This is a genomic window from Anabaena sp. EIM26 (genome assembly GCF_057568715.1).
On the sequence record NZ_CM172472.1, the window covers coordinates 3,880,504 to 3,902,193 of the forward strand.

Consider the following 21,690-nt stretch of genomic DNA (forward strand, 5'->3'; position numbering starts at 1 on the left):
ATTTTACATTGTCGTGAGGGCAAGACAAGGATGACAAGGAAGGATAGTGGACAAGGGAGGAAAACCGTGCAAAATCAGATTCTCTTGGTAACAAGAACAGTCCGTCAAAATACCATTGTCCGTATCAAATCTTCCTTGTCTACCTTCCCTCCTTGTCTTCCTAGTCCTGCCTTTACAGTTAATATTAAAAACCTACCCCTGTGAGCTTCCTCTCCCCGCCTCTGCGTCTCTGCGTGAGACATTCATAAAATTATAAATTGCAATTATGACCGCAACACTTCAAATTAGTCCATCATCTGTCTTCGTCGTCAGTGGTGGAGCAAAGGGAATCACTGCACAATGCACCATTAAATTAGCACAAAACCAACCTTGTAAATTTATTCTGCTTGGTCGTTCTGAAATCACCACAGAACCAGAATATGCTCGTGATTGTTTAGACGATTCTGCCTTGAAAAAAAGCATCATGGAAAATCTGATTTCTCAAGGCGAGAAACCAACACCCATGATGGTACAAAAGATATTTAATGAAATTGATTCTAGCCGAGAAATTAAAAAGACCTTAGCAGAAATTGAAAAAGCTGGTGCAAAGGCAGAATATATCAGCGTTGATGTCACTGATACAGTAGCTTTGCAAGAAAAACTCAATACTGTATCTCAAAAACTCGGACAAATTACAGGCATTATTCACGGTGCTGGTAATTTAGCCGACAAATTAATTGAAAAGAAAACACAAGAAGACTTTGACAAGGTTTACAACGCCAAAGTGCAAGGATTACAAAACTTACTCTCTTGTGTTAATCCCCAGCAATTACAGCATTTAATTTTATTCTCTTCCGTGACTGGTTTTTATGGGAATATTGGTCAAAGTGATTACGCAATTGCTAACGAAATTCTCAATAAATCAGCCCATCAAATTAAGCAAAATTATCCTCAATGTCATGTAGTTGCAATTAATTGGGGTGGTTGGGATAGTGGTATGGTGACACCACAATTAAAAAAAGCATTTGCTGAAAGAGGAATTAGCATTATTCCTCTAGAAGTTGGTACACAAATGTTAGTTAATGAACTGTATCCTGCTTATCAAGATAATACACAAATTGTCATTGGTAGCACCATGATTCCCCCGGCAATGCCTCTAGGCTCCGAACTCCGTAGCTATCGCATTCGACGACGGATGACATTAGCCGAAAATCCATTTTTGTATGATCATACAATTGCCGGCTCACCAGTATTACCAGCTACCTGTGCTAAATCATGGATGGTTAATGGTTGTGAAGAAATTTATCCGGGTTATACATATTTCAGTTGCCAAGACTTCAAAGTTTTAAAGGGTATTACTTTTAACTCAACTTTGGCAGATGAACATATTCTAGAAATAAAAGAAGTAGCTAAAAGCGAGGGTGATTTTGTTGAATTCCAAACCAAAATATTGAGTAAAACTCCGGAAGGAAGAACTCTTTATCATTTCAGTTCTTTGATTAAACTGGTAAAAAATATGCCAGAAGCACCCATTTATGAATCAATGGATCTCAGAGAAGATAATATTGTCTCTACTACTGGCAAAGGATTTTATCAAAATGGCGATTTGTCCTTATTTCATGGCCCAGCTTTTCAAGAAATCACCAGAATTTTAAACATTAGTTCAGAAAAGCTGACAGCCGAGTGTTGTTGGCAAGAAATCACAGCCAAACAACAAGGACAATTTCCTGTTAAATGGCACAATCCTTACATAATTGATTTAAGTACCCAAACCCTATGGTTATGGTTAAATCATGTACATCAAGAAGTTTGTTTACCGGGACAATTAACTTACTGTGAACAATATTTAGCTGTGCCATTCAACATCCCATTTTATGTTTCCTGTGAAGTCAAAGCTAAAACAGATACTGGTGCAACTGTCAATTTTATTATCCATAATCGTGAAGGAAAAATATATTCACGAATATTAGGAGCAAAAGCAGTTATTTGGCCAATGAAAATGTTAAATAAGAAGTAATATAGCGGTATGCATTTGAATGAAATACATCATAGCCCCCTCATCGCTTGCGGGGAGGGGGTTGGGGGTGGGGTTCTTGTATCTCACTCAACCGAGAACCGCTATAGTAGGTTGGGTTAAGCGACAGCGCAACCCAACAAATTTAACAAGAAGGGAACAGGGAACAAACTGTTAAGAGTTTCCTTGCGTCAACCCAACCTACACAAAAAACCGCGATTGGGGGAATAGCGTAAATCCTGAACAACGTCTTATGCCCCAACGAGGATTTCAAGAGTGGAAAAAATAGCTATTATCGGGTTATCTTGCCTCTTTCCCGATGCTAAAAATCCTGAAGAATTTTGGCAGAATCTCACCGAAGAAAAAGATTCTACATCAACATTAAGTGTAGCGGATTTGGGAATTGATCCTGCTATATTCTACGATTCTGAAAAAGGTAAACCGGAAAAATTCTACTTTCTCAAAGGTGGATTTATCCGTGACTTTAAGTTTGATGCTAGTGAGTACAATTTACCTGGGGTATTTGTAGAAAGCTTAGACAATACCTTTAAATGGTCATTGTATGCAGCCAAACAAGCCATTATCCAAAGTGGTTATTGGGGAAATAAAACTGCACTTTCCAAATGTGGCGTAATTTTAGGAACTCTGGGTTTACCAACCAAAGCTTCTAACCAATTGTTTGCTCCTCTTTATCAGCAAACTATTGAACCTGCAATTGGTGAACTTTTACAGGAAAAAGACTTCCGTTTAGGTGGTGCATTAACTGCTGCTAAAGCATCTCCATATAATGCTATGGTGAGCGGCTTACCTGCTGCTATAATTTCCCGTGCATTTTCTCTTTCTGGAACTCATTGCTGTATAGATGCTGCCTGTTCATCAGCATTTTATGCCATTAAATTAGCATCCCATTATCTACAATCTGGTAAAGCTGATTTGATGTTAGCTGGTGCTATTAGTTGTGCAGATCCGTTGTTTTTAAGAATGTTGTTTTCTGGTATTCAAGGATATCCCGAAAATGGCATTAGTCGTCCTCTAGATAAGGCATCACGCGGGTTAATTACCTCCGAAGGGATTGGGATGGTAATGCTGAAAAGATACAGTGATGCTGTTCGAGATGGCGATCGCATTTTAGCAACAATCTGCGGTAATGGTCTATCTAATGATGGTAAAGGTAAGCACCTCCTCAGTCCTAATGCTCAAGGACAAACTCTCGCATACCAAAGAGCATACACTGAGGCTAACCTTAACCCCCAAACTATTGATTATTTAGAGTGTCACGCGACTGGCACTCTGTTGGGAGATACCACAGAATGCAACTCTGTTGAAGGCTTTTTTGGTCAACACCAAGCAACGCCTTTGGTGGGTTCGGCTAAAACTAATGTTGGTCATTTACTCGTTGCTGCCGGCATGGTGGGGATAACAAAGACGATTTTAAGTATGTCACACGGTGTTATCCCTGCAACCATAGATGTCAGTGAACCTATGGGTTCTGAGCATAATGTTATTTCGCCTCAAAACATTGTCAGAACTGCCACACCTTGGCCGAGTAAAGGAACTAAGCACGTAGCTTTAAGCGCATTTGGATTTGGTGGAACCAACTCTCATTTAATTTTGGAACAGGGGGAAGTCAGCAAATGAGTATTCAAAAAGATATGACTGCAAAAATGGCTATCGTCGGTATGGATGCTTTTTTTGGTGAATGTAGCGATTTAGATGCTTTTGAGAGCAGCATTTACGACGGCAAACAGCATTTTATTCCCCTCCCCGAAAAAAGATGGCATGGCATTAATGAGCAGGAAAAGTTACTGCAAAAGTATGGGTTAGAAACCGGGAAAGCACCGCATGGCGCGTATATTAGCGATTTTGAAATTGATACCTTAGCTTACAAAATTCCCCCCAACGAAGTAGAAAAAATCAACCCGCAACAACTTTTATTATTGAAAGTGTGCGATCGCGCCCTCAAAGATGCCAAAATATCCCCAGGTGCTAATGTCGCAGTAATCATCGCTGCCGATACAGAACTATCTGTACACCAATTACAACAACGTTGGAATTCATCTTGGCAGCTTAAAGACGGCTTAAATAGCTTAGAAATTGCCTTACCACCAGAAAAAATCGCTGAACTAGAAACCATCGTTAAAGATAGTATTCACTCGCAAGTTGATCTTGGTGAAATTATCAGTTATGTCGGCAACATTATGGCCAGTCGCATTTCCTCCCTGTGGAATTTTTCTGGGCCTTCTTTCACTATTAGTGCTGTAGAAACAGCAGCTTTCAAAGCTTTAGAACTAGCAGAAATGCTACTAACTACCAACGAAGTTGAAGCTGTAGTTATAGGTGGAATTGACTTAGCTGGTGGTGTCGAAAACGTCTTACTCCGCAGTCAATTAGGAAAACTCAATACAGGCATCAATACCTTAAGTTTTGACGAGAAAGCCGACGGTTGGAATGTAGGAGAAGGTGCCGGTGCAGTTGTTATCCAACGACATGATACAGCATTGCAAAACAATCAACGCATTTACGCAGTAATAAATGGCATTAGCATTGGTCAATCCCCTTCAATGGCAATAGATAGTGCTACCATTACTCAAGTATGCAAACAAGCCTTTCAACAAGCAGGTATTCAACCCACAGAAATCAACTATTTAGAAGTCTGCGGTAGTGGAATTCCCACAGAAGACGAAGCCGAAATTAACGGTATCCTTCAAGCTTATCCCCCCGTAGGAGATGGTTTACACTGTGCTATTGGTAGCGTCAAAGCCAATATTGGTCATACTTTTGTCGCTTCTGGAATCGCTAGTTTAATTAAAACCGCACTGAGTCTTTACCACAGATATATTCCCGGAACTCCCAATTGGTCTAGTGTCAAAACACCCCAAATATGGGAAGGTAGTCCTTTTTACGTCGCTACCGAATCCAGACCTTGGTTCTCACAAAAAGAGGTCAAATGCAGAATTTCCGCTATTAATAGTATCGGCTGTGACGGCTCTTTTGCCCATGTGATCTTATCAGAAGAAACCCAACAAACAGAACGCAGCAGTAGATATTTAGAATCAAGACCTTTTCATTTGTTACCCATTGCAGCTAATGACCAGTCCAGCTTATTTGCAGCGCTGGATAATTTGCAACAAACAATTGAAAATGCTGATTCCCTCAAAGATGTTGCTAGTCAAACATTTGTCGAATTTCAACAGCATTCCGAAGCCAAATATATACTTTCTCTCACTGGACGCAACCAAAAAGAATTACTCAAAGAAATTAACTCAGCTAAAAAAGGTGTAGCTAATTCCTTTGAAAATGGTAAAGATTGGCAAACTCCCATAGGTAGTTATTTTACACCTAAACCACTAGGAAAAGATGGAGAAATTGCCTATATTTATCCCGCTGCTGTCAATTCTTATCTCGGTATTGGTCGCAGCCTCTTCCGTTTATTTCCTAAAGCCTTTGATGATGTAATTGTCAAAAGTCTTTACGAACGTGCAGCGGATGTTGAAAAACTAGTATTTCCCAGAAGTTTGAGTAAACTGTCAACTCGACAACTGGAAACTCTAGAAAAGAAATTGTTTGATGATTCTCTGGCCATGTTTGAAGCCGAAGTGCTATTTACCAGACTCATCTCCACAATTATCACCGATGATTTTCAAATCAAACCCAAATATATCTTTGGATATAGCTTAGGTGAAACTAGCATGATGGTTGCTCAAGGAGTATGGAGCAATTTTTATGAAGTAAGTAACACCTTTAACTCATCAGCCTTGTTTGGAGATAGATTATCCGGCCCCAAAAATGCTGTGCGTGAGCATTGGGGAATGCCAAAAGCTTCCGTAACTTCAGACGATAATTTCTGGAGCAATTACGTTCTCATGGCCACTCCAGCACAAGTTAGAGAGTGTTTAAAAAATGAAACTCGCGTCTACTTGACACAGATTAATACATCAGAAGAAGTATTAATTGCCGGTGAACCAGCAGCTTGTGAACGAGTCATTAAAACACTTGGTTGTAACGCTTTTCCTGCTCCTTTTGATCATGTGATTCATTGTCAAGCAATGCAATCAGAGTCCCAAGAACTAGAAAAATTATACACTTTACCAGCACAAACCATCCCCGGTATTACTTTTTATTCCGCTGCTGAGTATCAACCGACTACACTTAATAGTCAAGAAATTGCTCACAACATTGCCAAAGGATTATGTCAGCAACTCGACTTTCCTCGCTTAGTTAATCGCGTCTATGCTGATGGTGCAAAAATATTTATTGAAGCAGGTGCAGGTGGTATTTGTTCTCGCTGGATAGATAAAAATCTGAGCAATCAAGAACACATCACCGTATCCTTAAACCGACGCGGAATAGATGATCATAGTTCACTTGTCAAAGCACTAGCAAAATTGCTTAGTCATGGAGTGCATTTGGATTTATCTCCACTTTATAACCTATCCTCAGCTACTGGAAAACAAAATAAAGCTAAAGCTACTCTGAGAAAAATTACCTTAGGTGGTAATTCCATAACTGCTGCAATTTTGAATGAGGATAACCGTAAGCTTTTCCAAAAAGCTACTCAAATAAAGCAACAGCAGATAATTTCCAATTATCCAGAGTATAAAATCATTAATTCCTTACAACCTCCAGCCAAATTTGCCCCTAGTGATATTTACTCTCACCCAGAAAAAAATACCATGAAAACTATCATGGATAACGGTTTAAAAACTAGAGAACAATTACAATCTTCAGAGTTAACGAGCAGTCAAAAGCCAAATATCCCTCTCATACCTCCAGAAACTAGTAACACAATTAGTATGAATGATTTAAAACTTTCTCAGTATCAAAAACTGAGTGCCAATAATTCAAAATTAACACAAGCACACACTAGCTTTTTAGAAGCCAGACAAGATTTTAGTCAACAAATGAGCGAAATCATCCAACTACAATTAGCTTGCGCTCAAACCCTACTCAGCGAAGAGAAATAAATCATTAATTCTCGTTCCTAGCCTCTGGCTGGGAACGCAATTCCAGAGGTTCTACCTCTGCTAATTCCAAGAAACAGTAAGGGCGAAGCATTCTGACAGAAAATCAATAGTTTGGACGATAGGTTATCACCCGAATGCTGATGCCTACGGCACGCTCCGCGAACGCCCCTACAAGGAAAACCATTGCTTACAACTTGAGGAACAACTACCGTGACAACAATCGATACGGTACTAAATAAATACGATAATGGTCTTGTTTTTTCTACCTTCTCCAATAATCATAACCAAGTTTGGAAAGGCTCATTAGATTGTATCGCTTTTGAACAAAAATCCATCATTGATAAATTTTTATCATTAGATCAACCTTGTTACATTCTTAAAGTAGCTGGTAACATTGGCGTTACTAATGATGGTTATTTAACACCTGCTGATAACGGTTTCTCCGCACAAGCAGAACTTTTAATCTCACTTCCACCATTGCGCTTGCAACAATTTGGCGATCCTAACTTTCTCACTACTTATGGTGTGAAATCTGCCTACATGACAGGTGCAATGGCAGGTGGTATTGCTTCCGAAGAAATGGTAATTGCATTAGGAAAAGAGCAGCTTTTAGGTTCTTTTGGTGCTGGTGGTTTAACTCCAGACCGGATAGAAACTGCTATCAACCGTATTCAAGAAGCCTTACCTAATGGCCCTTATGCCTTTAATTTAATTCACAGTCCTAATGAACTAGCCATTGAACGTCGCGCAGTAGATTTATACCTCAGATATGAAGTAAGAACTGTAGAAGCATCTGCATTTTTAGACTTAACTCCCAACATCGTTTATTATCGAGTTGCTGGACTGAGTTTGAACGCAGACAATGAAATTGAAATTAAAAATAAAGTCATTGCCAAAATTTCTCGTCGTGAGGTTGCGACTAAATTTTTGCAACCAGCACCCGCAAGAATTCTCAAAGAACTAATTCAGCAAGGACTAATTACTGAATTTCAAGCAAATCTTGCCAGCAAAGTGCCAATGGCTGATGATATTACCGTTGAAGCTGATTCTGGTGGTCATACAGATAATCGTCCCTTGGTTTGTTTGCTACCGTCAATCATTACTTTGCGAGATGAAATTCAAGCACAATATAATTATCAAAAACCAATTAGAGTAGGAGTAGCTGGAGGTATTGGTACACCAGAATCAGCCTTAGCTGCTTTTATGATGGGTGCTGCTTATATAGTGACTGGTTCAATTAATCAATCCTGTCTTGAATCTGGAGCTTGTGATTATACCAAAAAATTATTAGCCCAAGCAGAAATGGCTGATATGATGATGGCTCCAGCCGCAGATATGTTTGAAATGGGAGTCAAATTGCAAGTTCTCAAACGCGGAACAATGTTCCCAATGCGGGCGCAGAAACTATACGAATTATACCGCAATTATGACTCAATTGAAGATATTCCCCTCGCGGAAAAAGAAAAACTAGAAAAACAAATCTTCCGTAAAACTATTGCCGAAGTTTGGGAAGGAACTGCTGCTTATTTATCTCAGAAAAACCCTGAAAAATTGGGTAAAGCCGTCAATAATCCGAAGCTAAAAATGGCTTTGATTTTTCGCTGGTATTTAGGACTATCCTCTCGTTGGTCTAGTTCTGGTGAAAAAGGAAGAGAAGTCGATTATCAAATTTGGTGCGGCCCTGCTATGGGCAGTTTTAACGACTGGGTGCGTGGTTCCTATCTAGCAGAACCTAATAATCGTCATGTGGTTGATGTTGCACATCACATCATGTTAGGAACAGCCTTTTTGTACCGCATTCAAAGCTTGAAAATTCAAGGTTTGCAAATCCCTAATTACTACGGTCAATATCACCCAGTTCACTCTATATTGGAGATGTTAAAATGAATTTAAAACCTGCTTATACTGCTCAAGATATTCAAGCATTCATGGTGTCTAATTTGGCTGAAGTTATTGGAGTCACACCAGAAGAAGTTGATGTCAAAGAAAATTTAGAAAATTATGGTTTGGATTCAGCCCAAGCTATGATTCTCATTAGTAAATTGGAGCAATTACTAGGTTTTAAACCTTCACCAGTTTTACTTTGGCATTACCCAACTATTGCTTCACTGTCTGAGCGATTAGCTGAAGAAGTTCCCAAACAATCTCAAATAAAAGATTCTGAAACTGGAACAGTTACTGCTGTAAATATTGCTCCTCCCTTTCTAGATTTAGCTGCTGAAGCTGTCCTTGACCCTACTATTCAACCCAGTTCAATATCTGCTGTCTCTGTCAGCAACCCCAAAAATATCTTTTTAACTGGGGGAACAGGTTATTTAGGCGCTTTTGTGATTAAGGAACTGCTAGAAGCAACTCAAGCAAATATCTATTGCTTAGTGCGTGCTGCTGATATTTCAGAAGGTAAGAGTAAATTAGAAAAAAATCTTCAACAGTATGCACTTTGGGATGATAAACATTCTTCTAGAATTATCCCAATTGTTGGTGATTTAGCACAGCCACTTTTGGGTATTGGTGCAGAACAGTTTCAAAATCTAGCTGCTAATATTGACGTTATCTATCATAGTGCTGCTTTGCTGAATTATGTGTATCCTTACTCAGCATTAAAGGCAGCTAATGTTTTAGGAACTCAAGAAGTTTTGCGTTTAGCTTGTCAAACTAAAGTTAAGCCTGTACATTACGTTTCCAGTGTCGCTGTTTTTGAATCAACTGCTTATGCCGGTAAAGTTGTCAAAGAACAGGATGATTTTCACGACTGGCAAGGTATTTTTCTCGGTTACTCTCAGACTAAATGGGTAGCAGAAAAATTAGTCAAAATTGCTGGTGACAGAGGGCTACCTATTACTATTTACAGACCACCTTTGATTTCTGGAGATAGCAAAACAGGGATTTGTAATACCCACGATTTTATCAATTTGATGATTAAAGGCTGTCTCCAAATGGGATATTTCCCTGACGTAGATTATATGTTAGATATGTCTCCTGTAGACTATGTAAGCAAAGCCGTTGTCTATCTATCTCGTCAAGAAACATCAATTGGTAAAGCTTTCCATCTCCAACATCCTCAACCAGCTTCTCTAAAGTCTTTGGTTGAATGGATACGCACTTTTGGTTTTTCACTTGAGATGATTCCCTACGAACAATGGCAAGCAGAGTTAATCAATAATGTCACTTCTCAAGATAATCCTTTATACACTCTGCGACCATTTTTATTAGAACGTTGGTCTGATGAGCAAATAACCATTCCTGATTTGTATTTGCAAGCTAGAAGACCAATTATTAGTTGCCAAGAAACTCTAGAAGCATTGAAGGGAAGTTCTATAGTTTGTCCACCAATTGATTCTCAACTATTAATTACTTACACTTCCTATTTAATGCAGACTGGTTTCTTAAGTCTTGCCTAAATATAGTGATTCAATGCTGGGAAAGAGTGATTAACAGTAACAAATAAGTTGTCAGAATATTAATTTATTTCTAGCTAACCTATTTTTATTTATTACTCTTTACTCAGCAAGACTCAATTGATATTACTTGTGGTGAAATTCACCAAACTTTTGTTATGAAAATCAAAGATCAAGGACAGTATAAGAAAACTGCTCTTATTACTGGTGCTGCCAGTGGAATTGGCTACGAATTAGCCTGTATTTTTGCTGCCGAGAATTATCATCTTGTTTTAGTAGATAGAAACGAGTTAAAACTACTAGAAATTGCAATTGAATTTCAGGAAAAATATCAGCTTATTATCAAAACTATTGTCAAAGATTTATCTATATCATCATCTCCGGAAGAAATTTTTACGGAATTACAACAAGCAGATATTAAAGTAGATATCCTCGTGAATAATGCCGGATTTGGTACTCATGGTTTATTTAATGAAACAAACTTGAATACTGAACTGGAAATGTTGCAGGTAAATTTGGTTTGTCTCACCCATTTAACTAAATTATTTCTCAAAGATATGGTTAAGGAAGGCAAGGGAAAAATATTAAATGTTTCCTCTGCTGCTGCCTTTCAACCAGGCCCTTTAATGGCAGTTTATTTTGCAACTAAAGCTTATGTTTTATCCTTTTCTGAAGCTATAGCTAATGAATTGGAAGGTACTGGTGTGACGGTGACAGTGCTTTGTCCAGGTTCAACAGTTTCTGCGTTTCATGAACGAACAGGAATGGCAGATTCTAAGCTGGTTAAGGGTCAGAAGATGATGGATGCTAAAACTGTTGCCCAAATTGGTTATGATGCTTTAATGGCAGGGAAGACAATTGTGATTCCCGGACTGCTAAATAAAATATTGGCGAAAATTGTCGGATTTTTCCCTAGAAATCTGGTAACAAGAACAGTTAGAACTATGCAAGAAGATAAATAAGTATGTGGATTTTATTTAGTACAAACTAAAATAATGAAACTCTCGTGGTGCGGGCATCCTCTGACTGATCGTGTCGAAGTCTTGCCCGCTATATATGTACCTGCTTACAGTGAAATCTCGCTATCAATGTGTGTTGAGGTAGAGCCTCTGTGATAGCATTCCTAGTCAGAGATTAGGAACGAGATATAGTAAAGATTTACAGCGAAATCCCGCTATCAATAAGAGTAGAGGCAGAGCCTCTGTGATAGCATTCCTAGTCAGAGACTAGGAACGAGATTTGGTACTCCCTAAGCTTAAATATTTCAGACTAATTGATTGGGTTTCTTTTGAAACCAGAGTTTCCGCCGTGGTAAACCAGTATTCCCAAGTTCCTCCAGAAGCAGTTGACCAATTATTGAGGTCAAATTGTCCACTTCCTGCTGGTGTACCTGCAATTTTATAAGCTTTAACAGCTTTTCCGTTATTATTCCAAACTAAGGGTAAATTATGTTTAATTTGTTCTGGTACTATACCGTTAGTTTTTAGAAAATAGGCATCTTCTCCTTTACCTGAGCCATTGCCAAATACCTTAGCAATTCCTTTTTCATCAATGGCAACAAATGCACCTTCTTCTAAACCAATAGCAAAAACTGAAAGTTGATTACTATCATGAACAACTCTAGCCAGTAATCCAAAAAGTCTCCCATATCTTGTTTCCGAATGATTTTTATTAAGTCGGTCTAAATGTGTGTCAGTAATTACATTTTTGAGAAATGGGACTTTAATAAAGTCACTGCGATAAATATCCTTTGTATTGTGGTGAAAAGGGTCATTTAAAATTTCTGAACTCTGTACTCCTCGATGGGAAGGTGCATAATAATAATCTCCCAAAATCGCCATACCGGCACTGGTTCCAGCAACAGGAACTTTTTTTTCATTAATCAAAAAATTAATTGCATCTTCTACAGCTGTCCCTTCCCAGTAATCTTCATAGGCATTCTGATCACCACCAGCTATAAATAGAGCATCGGCTTCGCGGATGTATTCAATAACTTTCGGATCATTAGCTGCTTCCCGACTGTCAATAGAAAGTTCAGCAGATGAAGTAATCAAATCTCTATAATGATCACAAATCCAATCAGCTTGTCTGCCAATACCACCGGAACGAAGAACTAAATAGTTGCCTCGATCTGCTTTATTGAGGAACCATTCAGTAGCTGCATCTTCTCCAGATTTTCCCCCTTCTGCTCCGCCAATTAATAGAATGCTAAATACTGGTTTGGCAGAGGTACTATTGACTTTCCCGCATTCTCTAATATAGTCAAATTCTCGTCTTACCATAAAAATCACCTTTGGTACTTACTGAGAATGACAAATTCTGAGCATCTTTTATGTTCAAAAAATACAGTTTTCTAAATTATTAATAATAATGAAATTCGTGGTGTGAGTTTATATGGTTAATTTTTTATGCCAAATTGCTTAGTAAGCATATAGCTTTTGGTAGTCTTGAATCTGAATTATTTTTGTTAGCATAATGTTTTAGATAGAGTTTGTTACTTCTGCTAAGAGGAATGTGAATTAAATAAAGTGCAAAAGTAGGGTGTGTTAGCGACAGCGTAACGCACCATTCCACGTTAAATCAGAATTGCAGGTTATTAAATTTGCGTTCCTTAGCGGCTTTTCATGATTTCTGCTGGTATTCCTGGTCAGAACAAATTCAATCAATGCGTAAATTGGCTAATTACTCCTTTGAGTGGGTACTACCAAGTCACGGACGACGCTTTCATACTGATGTTGAGGCTATGCAACAGCAGATGCACAGGTGTATTGATTTTATGGAAACTTTTAACGCTAAAGTACCAATTACAAGGCAATAGCTGACTAACTCATCACTGATGACGAATCATAGAGGTAGAATAGAGAGATTGTGAAAATAAATATGGCAAATGTTTTGGGCTGATAAAATCGCTGCTGATGCACAAGGCTACCAGGTAGTTAATGATTCCAAGACTCCTTCAGGTAGAGTACACGTAGGGTCTTTGCGGGGTGTGGTTATCCATGACGTTATTTACCGTGCCTTGAAACACGCAGGTAAGCCCGTGAAATTCTTGTACGGTGTGGATGACTATGATGCATTGGATACTGTTCCTAAATATTTAGATCAGGAAAAGTTTGCTCCTTATCTTGGTTTTCCACTGTGTAATGTTCCATCTCCAGAAGATACAGCTAGTGATTACGCTAAGTATTTCATTGGCGAATTTTTTGAAGTCTTCGAGTATTTAGGAATTAAACCAGAGACTTATTTTTTACGGGATTTATATCGCACTGGAAAACTAAATTCCTATATCGACACTTTTTTGAAAAATGCTCATCTCGTCAGAGAAGCATATAAAGAGGTAAGTAAAGCAGACCGTCCCAATAATTGGTATCCTTTTCAAGTTGTTTGTGAAAATTGCGGCAAAATTGCCACAACTGTAACTACAGATTACAACGGTTCAGAAGTTTTTTACACTTGTAACCCAGACGCAACTGATTATGTAAAAGGTTGTGGTCATTCGGGTTGGGTTTCTCCTTTTGATGGTAATGGTAAATTACCTTGGAAAGTGGAATGGGTTGCTAAGTGGGATGTATTGGGTGTAACTATCGAAATGGCTGGTAAAGACCACTCTCAAAAAGGTGGTTCTAGAGATGTGGCAAATGCTATTTCTCGCAAGGTTTTACAAAAGCAACCTCCTTTCCATTCTCCCTATGAATTTATTTTGGTGAATGGCACGAAAATGAGTTCTTCTAAAGGAGTTGGTTCTAGTGCAAAGGAAATTGCGGCTTTACTTCCTCCTGAGTTATTGCGCTTTTTGATGTTGCGAACTCAGCCCAGGTCAGTAATCAATTTCGCACCTAATTATGAAACGGTTACTCGTTTATTCAGAGACTACGATACTTTAATAAACAAGTATCCCAATTCTCCTGAATTAACTGAGGAATTAATGCCGTTATTTTACGCGCAATTAGGAGATGAAGTTAAGACTTTTCAACCTTTTGACTTTAGTACACTGATTTCTCTGTTGCAAGTTCCTCGTTTAAATATTCAAGAAGAGGTTACACAACGTAGTCAAAAGCCTTTAACTGAGTATGATGAGCAAATTGTTAATCAAAGAATTGCTGCTGCTCAATTGTGGTTACAAGACTATGCAGATGAGGAGGAAAAGTTAGTTCTCTATTTGGAACAAGTACCAGATAAAGCCAATGAGTTAAATGAGGAACAAGTTGCTTATTTGCAAAAATTGGTAGAGAATTTGCAGAATATCTCTAACTGGGAAGCGGAGGAATTGCAAACTTTGATTTTCTCAACTACCAAGGAGTTGCAGATTCAACAAGCTAATGCTTTTAAGGCTTTGTATCTATCATTTTTAAATAAAGAACGGGGTCCAAAAGCTGGAGGTTTGTTGTCTTATTTAGAGAAGTCTTTTGTGATTTCGAGGTTGCAAGATGTTGTAACTTTGAATACTGGTAAGGAAAAAGCTGAAGTTTCTTAATTTCTTGTTCCCTGTCTCTGACAGGGAATACAGTTTATGAGGTTTTGCCTTTCTACTCATGCTTTACACCTGGATAGAGGAATATCCTCTTTGCGATCGCAGCTTGCATTTCTATTTTATTATTGTTGGTATGGCTCGACGCGTCTCCCATTTCGTGAATTGAGCCATCTTGGAAGTAGACAACTACACCGCAACCTCCAGGTTTAAGTATAACGCCCTGCTCCAGGCCATGGAATTGTTATGCAGCGCCGTCAACTTGGCTATGAGACAGATAGGGGGTCCACTTTATAGTAGTTAGCATAGGCATTCTCAATAGCTGGAACAATCTCAACAATTTCAAAATATGTTCCCCAGAAAAGTGTCTCTCGAAGTTTCTCAACAAGAAACTGATATTCCTGGATTTCGGATGTCTCCCACATCAGCACATCAGTAAAACGGCCTGAAAAAGCTTCAGAATCAAAGAATCGCATCTGAACAGATGGATGTGTTTTTAGGATTGGTAAGATCGTCTTCTCCAAGAACTCAAATCTTTCCTTTGGTGAAATTTGAAGCCAGGTTGCTGTTGTCTTCACCAACATGAAAAAGGTGTGCTTTAGCTCTTCTGATATTGTCGTCATACATTCTCCTGATACAGGGTTTTAGGTGTATTCATAGTCAATTACTCAAACACGAGTAATTACTCGTATAATATGATCCAGTTATCATATTTGCCAACTCGCATTTGATTAAGGTGGTTTCCATGCCGCGTAAACGTTCAACAACACCCCGCAAACTACCAAAACAAGACCGTTCTCGGATAACCGTTGAAGCCATCCTGGAAGCAACCACTCACATTTTGACTGAAGAAGGCTATGACAGAGCCAGCACAAACCGTATTGCGGAACGAGCAGGGATCAGTATTGGCTCGTTATACCAATACTTCCCGAACAAAGAATCGCTCATAGCAGCTCTGATGGAACAACACTCTAATGAAATTGCTGAATTAGTGGAATCAAAACTAAGTCATTTATTTGATCAGCCGCTAGAGACGACAATCCCAGAACTCATCAAGGTCGTGATTGCCGCTCATGCCATCAATCCCCGATTACACCAAGTACTAAATGAGGAAATTCCGCGTTCAGAACGATTACAGCAGATGCAGAGGGCGGAAGAACGAATTGCTGGATTATTGCGGGCTTATCTTGAACGGTGGAATGATCATATTGATCTCCGCAATCTAGAAATGACAGTTTTTATTTTGGGTCGTACAGTTGAATCTTTGTGTCACTCAGCCGTTCTAGAACACCCAGACTTTGTCACTAATAGTCAGTTTGGGGAGGAGGTTTCCAACCTGCTACTTTTCTACCTTAAAAAGACAAATTAAAACTGCATAACTATTCAGTATACTGAAACTTTCTGTATAATATTGCATTTTCCCAATCTGACAAAACAGGGTTAGTAGCCCTTTTTCCTTTACTCTTGGGATTGCTGTTATTTTAGCAAATACCGTGAAAATGCTGTATTTATTTACGTTAATTAATACTTTGTATTTTCAACTTTCTCTAAAACTCTTCTCACTGCTGCCAAAATAACTTCAGGCTCGTCTATCCATACAAAATGACTACTTTTTTCTGTCAATAATTGTTCACAATCAGTCGAAAGTAAAAACAAATTAGATTGTATCGCATCACGCAGTTTATCTGCTGGTGAAATTGAAAAAGAAAATCTTCCCAAACCAAGCTTAAGAAAATTAGTAGCTTTGATATTAACAATTGGCATATTTCCAAAATAATCAGCTTTTTGCAATTGATGACTGCTGGTATTTAAACTCCACATTTCTCGAAACATGGTCAACCAGTGTTGTGAAGAATAAAAAGAACGCTTCACGATTTTTAATTTAGTTGTTGGAAACTGATGCAGTTCTTTTTTGATAACTTCAAAAGCGCCTATTATCCCTAAAAACCTGACAATTCCTAATGCTGCACCCAAGGAAGCGATAAAAAAAGAACCTGTAAAAAATAACTTCAATAATTGCATACTCAATGGCATTGCTAACATCTGTTTTTCATGCAAACCATCTGTCAAAACCATACCTACAACTTCTTCAGGAAACAGATGAGCATAAAGACGCATATTATAACTACCAAAAGAATCACCAACTAAGATATATGGCGGTTCAATTTCTGCCTTCTGCAACAAAATGTGTAATTCTTTAACTATTTGTTCACTGGTGCGGGGTTTATTACTTGATTGACTAGAACCATAACCGGCTCGATCATAAATACAAACTCGTGATATTTTCGCTAATTCTTCTACTAAAAAATATCCATCTATTCCCCCCAGACTGTGATCTAAAATTATTGTTACCTTGCCTTCTCCAGAAGTATATAAATGTAATTTATGTCCGCCAACATCAATCAACTTTCCTATGGGTGGTATTTTTGATTTTTCTTGAATGCTGGCAATTTGATGATATGTAGTAATTCCTAATAATATTAATGATTGCCAGTTGAATAAATCTGATGTTAACATTTTAATTTCCTGAAATTATTGAATTGTGTTAATAATTAAATTTCATACAAATCACCATCTCGATGTGTAAAAATCCATCCACCATCATCACCAGATTTAGCGATTAAATCATCATCTGGATAATATACTAAATCTCCTGGAGTTCTATCTCCAACTTCTAAATAAATGGCTATTTCTTGAGATTTATTCACAAGTTGATGTCCATCTGCTTCTTTTGCTGGGAAAGCTGCCATCATTCCCGGTGTGAGGATTTGCTCACCTGCATTAGTTATTAAGGTTGCTTCACCTTGAATAATATAAATAAACTCATCTTGTTGAGTATGCCAATGTCTTAATGCTGAACAACTCCCTGGTGCTAGAGTAACTAAGTTCACACCAAAATTTTTCAATCCGGCTACATTTCCCAAAGCTTGTTTAACTCGTCCTGCAATTCGAGATTTAAATACATCTGGATAAACAGAAGTTGTCCGACGAGGTACATTACCTGAATTAATAATCATTGTATTATTCTTCTAATAATTGGGCATCACGAAACATTAGCTCAATTCCATACACACTTTTTTTAAAATCCCATTGTTCATAAAAGGGGAACATTTCTGGTAAACAAAAAAGAGCTATATTTTCTACTTTTATTAACCGAGGATGATTAGTCACTTCATCCAATAATTTAGCACCAAAACCCATTTTTCTATAATCAGGTTTGATAATTACATCATAAAGAGTTCCTCGATAAACAAAGTCAGTGAGGACGCGACAAAAACCAATCAATTCTTCAGCATCATCGACTAAACCAATTATTATATCTGATGCCTCTAGCATCTTAACAACACCTTGATATGTACGGTTTTTGCTCCAAAACTCATTTTTGTATAATTCCACAAGTTGGTAAATTTGGTTTTCACTTAACTCATTAACGACTTGATAATTCATATAGCGATCCTATTTGAGTTGAGAACTGATTGGTATGGGCAGGGAATAGAGAACAGGGGAAAGAAAGCGTTCATAAATCATTTAGGATTGCTATAGGTAATTTGAACTTAATGTAATTTTTAGTCAAAACTTTAATAATATTTAACTTTTGAATGGGTACATTTATGTCAAAACGTCATACAGGTTATAGGGTTTACAATAATTGAAAAATAAATTTTTGCGTTCTTTAATAATTTCGTAACCTGAGAATGCTATTAAACAATATGACACAACTTACTTTGGTAATTGGTAATAAAAATTATTCATCTTGGTCATTAAGTCCTTGGCTGGTTATGAAGCAATTGGGATTAGAGTTTGCAGAAATTCGGATTCCTCTCTACACTTCAGACTCTTTATCACAACTTCAGCTATATTCTCCATTTACAAAAGTACCTGTATTACTTCACGATCATATAACTGTGTGGGACTCTTTAGCTATTTGTGAGTATCTAGCAGAAACATTTCCTCATTTACCCTGCTGGCCTGAAAATACGGATGCCAGGGCATTAGGCGGCAAAAAGTGAATCTGAAGTGATATCCAAATTCGAGTTTTAGAGATTGGATATTTAATTAAAATCCAATTTCATAATAAAAGATAGATAACCAACTCAGTTAATCATCTCGCCACTATCAACAATGAAAATCTCTCTTGTCTTTATTCTCTCTGCGTTCTCTGAGCCTCTGCGTGAGAAAAAAAATTTCCAAATCAGGTTAGGAACGCTATATTTAATGAACTCGAATAATCATGATTGACTAATCAACCAACTTCTGATTGTGAACTTGAGACAAGGGAGTTAATAAACCATCAATACTAACTAGATTTTTCTGCTGGTGATATTCTTTAATTCCTGATTCTCCTTTTTTATTAGCCCAATTAATTAAAGTTTCTCTTTGTCCTTGATATTCATAAAGAGGAACTGCAAAACCACAAGAGGTTTGTACCCGTTCAATATCTGCAACTATTATTTGTCGAGTTCCGGGAATAGGAGAAAATAGTGAATAGAAGAAATTCCATTCTGGAGAATCTGGTAAAATCGTTTTTCCCTGTCCATAAAGACGCAAAATACAAGGCGGTTCTTGAAAAGCACAAAACATAAATGTAATTCTACCATTTTCTAGCAAATGGGCTGAGGTTTCATTGCCACTTCCTGTTGCATCCAAGTAACCTACTTGGTTTGGCGAAAGGATACGAAAGCTTTCTAAACCTTTGGGAGAAAGGTTAACATGGCCTGTAGAACTTAGAGGTGCGGAACCTACAAAAAATAGGTGTTGGGCTGCAATAAATTTTTGCAGTTCTTCAGTGATATAGTCAAAAACTTTAGCCATATACTGTTTAATTAAGTGTGGCAATTTCCCTATCCAGCTTATTTCTTAATTGGTAATTTAGCAAGGCTGAATTTAAATGTCGGTCATCTTTCTTTCTCCACCTATACAGCAAATTAATAGTCAAATAGCAGATAAGGCTGGTGTAGAGTTATACGTATTACGTCTTGATCTGATGCACCCACAGGTTAATGGTAATAAGTGGTTCAAACTGAAATATAACCTTTTGGAGGCAAAAGCAAAAAATCTATCAACTCTGCTCACTTTTGGGGGCGCTTATTCTAACCATATTTTTGCTACAGCCGCAGCTGGTAATTTGTTTGGCTTTCGGACTATTGGGGTAATTCGTGGTGAAGAAACTTTACCTCTTAATCCCACGCTGAGTTTTGCGGTAGAAAAGGGTATGCAGCTAGTTTATGTAAACCGTCAAACATACCGTCAACGCAACACAAATCAACTACAGGAAGAGTTAAAGCAACGCTTTGGGGAAGTGTTTATTATTCCTGAAGGTGGTTGTAATCTTAATGGTGTGCGTGGCTGTACAGAAATACTTAAAACAGCAGCAGGATTTGATACTATTTGTCTAGCTTGTGGGACAGCGACAACTCTAGCTGGTATTGTCCTATCATTAAATTTAAAACAGAGAGTAATTGGCTTTCCTGTATTGAAAGGTGGGGAATTTCTCGCAGAGGAAATCAATAGTTTATTACAAAATTATCTTGTTTCTGGTTTACCTGCACCCGTTGATTTTCCCGCAAGTTGGAAATTGATATGTGATTACCATTTTGGAGGTTATGCAAAAGTAACCGAGGAATTAATAAGCTTTTGTCAAAATTTCAAGGAAGAACAGGACATACTATTAGATTATGTATATACGGGAAAAATGTTTTATGGAGTGATGAATTTACTCCAACAAGGATATTTTCAACCAGGACGTATCCTTTTAATACATACTGGCGGCTTACAGGGAAATATCGGCATTCAAGAAAAATTACTGTCAACTTAACGTAAAAGCCTTGTAAAAAGAGGATTTCACTCTTCTCGTTCCCATACAGAGTATGGGAATGAGTTCTAGAAGGCTCTGCCTTCTATTAAAGCAGAGGCAGAGCCTCTGAAATGGCATTCCCAGCCAGAGACTAGGAACAAGATAAACGAGATAAAGTAGCGGTAATTCATGAATTACCGCTACGGAAGAATTAGGATTTAGGTTGAGTTGTGGAACGGTATTGAAACGGTAGTTATTTATAAAACTACATTGTGTTTTTTAGCAATTTCTGTGAGTTGCTCATACTGATGTTGTGATGCTTTAGCTAATATCCCTTCTGCGTCCTCTGGATCAGTACCGTCTTTAGGAATTAAATATTTAACGTAAAGTGAGACGAAATCAACTATAGCTGCTAAACCTGACAAGTTATGTTGATCAGATTCTTTGCCAGCAATTACGGCTACTAGACCGGCTCTAATGGGGTCTGGTTTTACTTTCATAAATTGGTCAATTAGTTGTTTTAAATAATCTGCTGGGGCTAAGTTTTTTAACTTAGTTTCATCAGGTTTAAATTCTAATCTTGCGGCTTTCGATTGCTCTAAAACACACCATTCTGTAAATTCTTGCAGTGCTGCTTCAGGAAGACGGGGGAGATATTTGTATAGTGCTAAATCAGACACAGGCTTACACCAATTTAGGATTTTAGATTGCGAACTCTCATAGTGAGGTTATTTTGTTTATTGGCAACAATACAACCTATAAACTATGTTTAATGCAGTTTATTAAAGTGCATCAAATCCAGCCTAACGCACTGTTTTAGAGAGTTTTGTAGTGCAACTGACAATCTGATATGGATTAAGAATTTGTTTGATAGCGGTTCTCTATATTTCTAAATACAAATTAGAAGAATTGCTTTTGGCAATGACTGCTGGTGGGTTCAGTTGGCTAATAGGTGCAGGTTTCATGTCCCGGTAGTCAAGGATTTGGATGATGATTAGATAGGCGATCGCTAGTAGTACAGAAATCGCACCTGTAATAATAGCAACTATTTTTGAACGGTTCATTAGTATTCC

18 protein-coding genes and 2 pseudogenes are annotated in these 21,690 nt (G+C 37.9%); 11 read left to right on the plus strand and 9 right to left on the minus strand.

Features of this window, described 5'->3' with window-relative positions; translation table 11 throughout:
* Window positions 1-265 precede the first annotated feature (265 nt).
* The 6 genes from AC012T_RS16805 (at window position 266) to AC012T_RS16830 (ending at window position 11,317) form a co-directional block, all read left to right on the plus strand.
* Entirely contained in the window at window positions 266-1,996 is a 1,731-nt protein-coding gene (locus AC012T_RS16805) for an SDR family NAD(P)-dependent oxidoreductase (RefSeq protein ID WP_487059912.1), read from the plus strand.
* Window positions 1,997-2,269: 273 nt separating this feature from the next.
* Window positions 2,270-3,631 carry a beta-ketoacyl [acyl carrier protein] synthase domain-containing protein gene (locus tag AC012T_RS16810; RefSeq protein WP_487059913.1) on the plus strand — a complete coding sequence of 454 codons (1,362 nt, stop codon included), beginning with the start codon at window positions 2,270-2,272 and terminating at the stop codon, window positions 3,629-3,631.
* A complete protein-coding gene (locus AC012T_RS16815) occupies window positions 3,628-6,957 on the plus strand; it encodes a PfaB family protein (protein ID WP_487059914.1) in 3,330 nt (1,109 codons plus the stop codon). Before AC012T_RS16810 ends, AC012T_RS16815 begins: the two co-directional genes overlap by 4 nt.
* 210 nt (window positions 6,958-7,167) lie before the next feature.
* A complete protein-coding gene (locus AC012T_RS16820) occupies window positions 7,168-8,844 on the plus strand; it encodes a PfaD family polyunsaturated fatty acid/polyketide biosynthesis protein (protein ID WP_487059915.1) in 1,677 nt (558 codons plus the stop codon).
* Window positions 8,841-10,358 (plus strand): thioester reductase domain-containing protein, encoded by a 1,518-nt coding sequence (locus tag AC012T_RS16825; protein ID WP_487059916.1) that lies wholly within the window; start codon window positions 8,841-8,843, stop codon window positions 10,356-10,358. Before AC012T_RS16820 ends, AC012T_RS16825 begins: the two co-directional genes overlap by 4 nt.
* A 155-nt stretch (window positions 10,359-10,513) precedes the next feature.
* Complete coding sequence (locus AC012T_RS16830) at window positions 10,514-11,317, plus strand: SDR family NAD(P)-dependent oxidoreductase (protein WP_487059917.1); 804 nt, start codon at window positions 10,514-10,516, stop codon at window positions 11,315-11,317.
* Window positions 11,318-11,581: 264 nt separating this feature from the next.
* Here the strand turns inward: AC012T_RS16830 and AC012T_RS16835 are convergent, their stop codons facing one another.
* Window positions 11,582-12,637 carry a cyanophycinase gene (locus tag AC012T_RS16835; RefSeq protein ID WP_487059918.1) on the minus strand — a complete coding sequence of 352 codons (1,056 nt, stop codon included), beginning with the start codon at window positions 12,635-12,637 and terminating at the stop codon, window positions 11,582-11,584.
* A 323-nt stretch (window positions 12,638-12,960) separates the two neighbouring features.
* Here AC012T_RS16835 and AC012T_RS16840 point away from each other — a divergent pair.
* Both AC012T_RS16840 and lysS read left to right on the plus strand, forming a co-directional pair.
* Window positions 12,961-13,173 (plus strand): annotated as a pseudogene (locus AC012T_RS16840) (MBL fold metallo-hydrolase); the annotation flags it as partial.
* Window positions 13,174-13,242: 69 nt separating this feature from the next.
* Window positions 13,243-14,829 (plus strand): lysine--tRNA ligase, encoded by a 1,587-nt coding sequence (gene lysS / locus AC012T_RS16845; RefSeq protein ID WP_487059919.1) that lies wholly within the window; start codon window positions 13,243-13,245, stop codon window positions 14,827-14,829.
* Window positions 14,830-14,905: 76 nt separating this feature from the next.
* Here lysS and AC012T_RS16850 read toward each other — a convergent pair.
* Window positions 14,906-15,031: pseudogene (locus AC012T_RS16850) on the minus strand (ribonuclease HI); the annotation flags it as partial.
* A gap of 58 nt (window positions 15,032-15,089) precedes the next feature.
* On the minus strand, window positions 15,090-15,446 hold the full coding sequence (locus tag AC012T_RS16855; protein WP_487059920.1) for a darcynin family protein: 357 nt from the start codon (window positions 15,444-15,446) through the stop codon (window positions 15,090-15,092).
* A gap of 122 nt (window positions 15,447-15,568) precedes the next feature.
* Here AC012T_RS16855 and AC012T_RS16860 point away from each other — a divergent pair, with 122 nt between their 5' ends.
* The gene (locus AC012T_RS16860) at window positions 15,569-16,192 is read left to right on the plus strand and encodes a TetR/AcrR family transcriptional regulator (RefSeq protein WP_487059921.1); all 624 of its coding nucleotides are present in this window, start codon (window positions 15,569-15,571) and stop codon (window positions 16,190-16,192) included.
* A 152-nt stretch (window positions 16,193-16,344) separates the two neighbouring features.
* Here the strand turns inward: AC012T_RS16860 and AC012T_RS16865 are convergent, their stop codons facing one another.
* Genes AC012T_RS16865 through AC012T_RS16875 form a run of 3 tightly spaced genes read right to left on the minus strand, consistent with a single transcriptional unit; the run spans window position 16,345 to window position 18,270 of the window.
* The gene (locus tag AC012T_RS16865) at window positions 16,345-17,340 is read right to left on the minus strand and encodes an alpha/beta fold hydrolase (RefSeq protein ID WP_487059922.1); all 996 of its coding nucleotides are present in this window, start codon (window positions 17,338-17,340) and stop codon (window positions 16,345-16,347) included.
* Between the two features lie 35 nt (window positions 17,341-17,375).
* Window positions 17,376-17,840 (minus strand): cupin domain-containing protein, encoded by a 465-nt coding sequence (locus tag AC012T_RS16870; protein ID WP_487059923.1) that lies wholly within the window; start codon window positions 17,838-17,840, stop codon window positions 17,376-17,378.
* A gap of 4 nt (window positions 17,841-17,844) precedes the next feature.
* A complete protein-coding gene (locus tag AC012T_RS16875; RefSeq protein ID WP_487059924.1) occupies window positions 17,845-18,270 on the minus strand; it encodes a GNAT family N-acetyltransferase in 426 nt (141 codons plus the stop codon).
* 263 nt (window positions 18,271-18,533) lie between these two features.
* Here AC012T_RS16875 and AC012T_RS16880 point away from each other — a divergent pair, with 263 nt between their 5' ends.
* Window positions 18,534-18,833, plus strand: a complete 300-nt coding sequence (locus tag AC012T_RS16880) for a glutathione S-transferase N-terminal domain-containing protein (protein ID WP_487059925.1) — start codon at window positions 18,534-18,536, stop codon at window positions 18,831-18,833.
* Between the two features lie 229 nt (window positions 18,834-19,062).
* On the opposite strand, the gene AC012T_RS16885 is transcribed toward AC012T_RS16880, so the two are convergent.
* Complete coding sequence (locus tag AC012T_RS16885) at window positions 19,063-19,635, minus strand: pyridoxamine 5'-phosphate oxidase family protein (protein ID WP_487059926.1); 573 nt, start codon at window positions 19,633-19,635, stop codon at window positions 19,063-19,065.
* Between the two features lie 76 nt (window positions 19,636-19,711).
* Here AC012T_RS16885 and AC012T_RS16890 point away from each other — a divergent pair, with 76 nt between their 5' ends.
* Window positions 19,712-20,638 carry a 1-aminocyclopropane-1-carboxylate deaminase/D-cysteine desulfhydrase gene (locus AC012T_RS16890; protein WP_487059927.1) on the plus strand — a complete coding sequence of 309 codons (927 nt, stop codon included), beginning with the start codon at window positions 19,712-19,714 and terminating at the stop codon, window positions 20,636-20,638.
* Window positions 20,639-20,874: 236 nt separating this feature from the next.
* On the opposite strand, the gene AC012T_RS16895 is transcribed toward AC012T_RS16890, so the two are convergent.
* The gene (locus AC012T_RS16895) at window positions 20,875-21,297 is read right to left on the minus strand and encodes a hypothetical protein (RefSeq protein ID WP_487059928.1); all 423 of its coding nucleotides are present in this window, start codon (window positions 21,295-21,297) and stop codon (window positions 20,875-20,877) included.
* Window positions 21,298-21,498: 201 nt separating this feature from the next.
* On the minus strand, window positions 21,499-21,681 hold the full coding sequence (locus AC012T_RS16900; RefSeq protein ID WP_487059929.1) for a hypothetical protein: 183 nt from the start codon (window positions 21,679-21,681) through the stop codon (window positions 21,499-21,501).
* Window positions 21,682-21,690: the final 9 nt, after the last annotated feature.

What these genes read in the sequence shown, in the direction of transcription:
- AC012T_RS16805 (WP_487059912.1), top strand. Translation starts at nt 266, where the DNA reads ATGACCGCAACACTTCAAATTAGTCCATCATCTGTCTTCGTCGTCAGT.
- AC012T_RS16815 (WP_487059914.1), top strand. Translation starts at nt 3,628, where the DNA reads ATGAGTATTCAAAAAGATATGACTGCAAAAATGGCTATCGTCGGTATG.
- AC012T_RS16825 (WP_487059916.1), top strand. Translation starts at nt 8,841, where the DNA reads ATGAATTTAAAACCTGCTTATACTGCTCAAGATATTCAAGCATTCATG.
- AC012T_RS16830 (WP_487059917.1), top strand. Translation starts at nt 10,514, where the DNA reads ATGAAAATCAAAGATCAAGGACAGTATAAGAAAACTGCTCTTATTACT.
- AC012T_RS16835 (WP_487059918.1), bottom strand. Translation starts at nt 12,637, where the DNA reads ATGGTAAGACGAGAATTTGACTATATTAGAGAATGCGGGAAAGTCAAT.
- lysS (WP_487059919.1), top strand. Translation starts at nt 13,243, where the DNA reads ATGTTTTGGGCTGATAAAATCGCTGCTGATGCACAAGGCTACCAGGTA.
- AC012T_RS16855 (WP_487059920.1), bottom strand. Translation starts at nt 15,446, where the DNA reads ATGACGACAATATCAGAAGAGCTAAAGCACACCTTTTTCATGTTGGTG.
- AC012T_RS16860 (WP_487059921.1), top strand. Translation starts at nt 15,569, where the DNA reads ATGCCGCGTAAACGTTCAACAACACCCCGCAAACTACCAAAACAAGAC.
- AC012T_RS16865 (WP_487059922.1), bottom strand. Translation starts at nt 17,340, where the DNA reads ATGTTAACATCAGATTTATTCAACTGGCAATCATTAATATTATTAGGA.
- AC012T_RS16870 (WP_487059923.1), bottom strand. Translation starts at nt 17,840, where the DNA reads ATGATTATTAATTCAGGTAATGTACCTCGTCGGACAACTTCTGTTTAT.
- AC012T_RS16875 (WP_487059924.1), bottom strand. Translation starts at nt 18,270, where the DNA reads ATGAATTATCAAGTCGTTAATGAGTTAAGTGAAAACCAAATTTACCAA.
- AC012T_RS16880 (WP_487059925.1), top strand. Translation starts at nt 18,534, where the DNA reads ATGACACAACTTACTTTGGTAATTGGTAATAAAAATTATTCATCTTGG.
- AC012T_RS16885 (WP_487059926.1), bottom strand. Translation starts at nt 19,635, where the DNA reads ATGGCTAAAGTTTTTGACTATATCACTGAAGAACTGCAAAAATTTATT.
- AC012T_RS16890 (WP_487059927.1), top strand. Translation starts at nt 19,712, where the DNA reads ATGTCGGTCATCTTTCTTTCTCCACCTATACAGCAAATTAATAGTCAA.
- AC012T_RS16900 (WP_487059929.1), bottom strand. Translation starts at nt 21,681, where the DNA reads ATGAACCGTTCAAAAATAGTTGCTATTATTACAGGTGCGATTTCTGTA.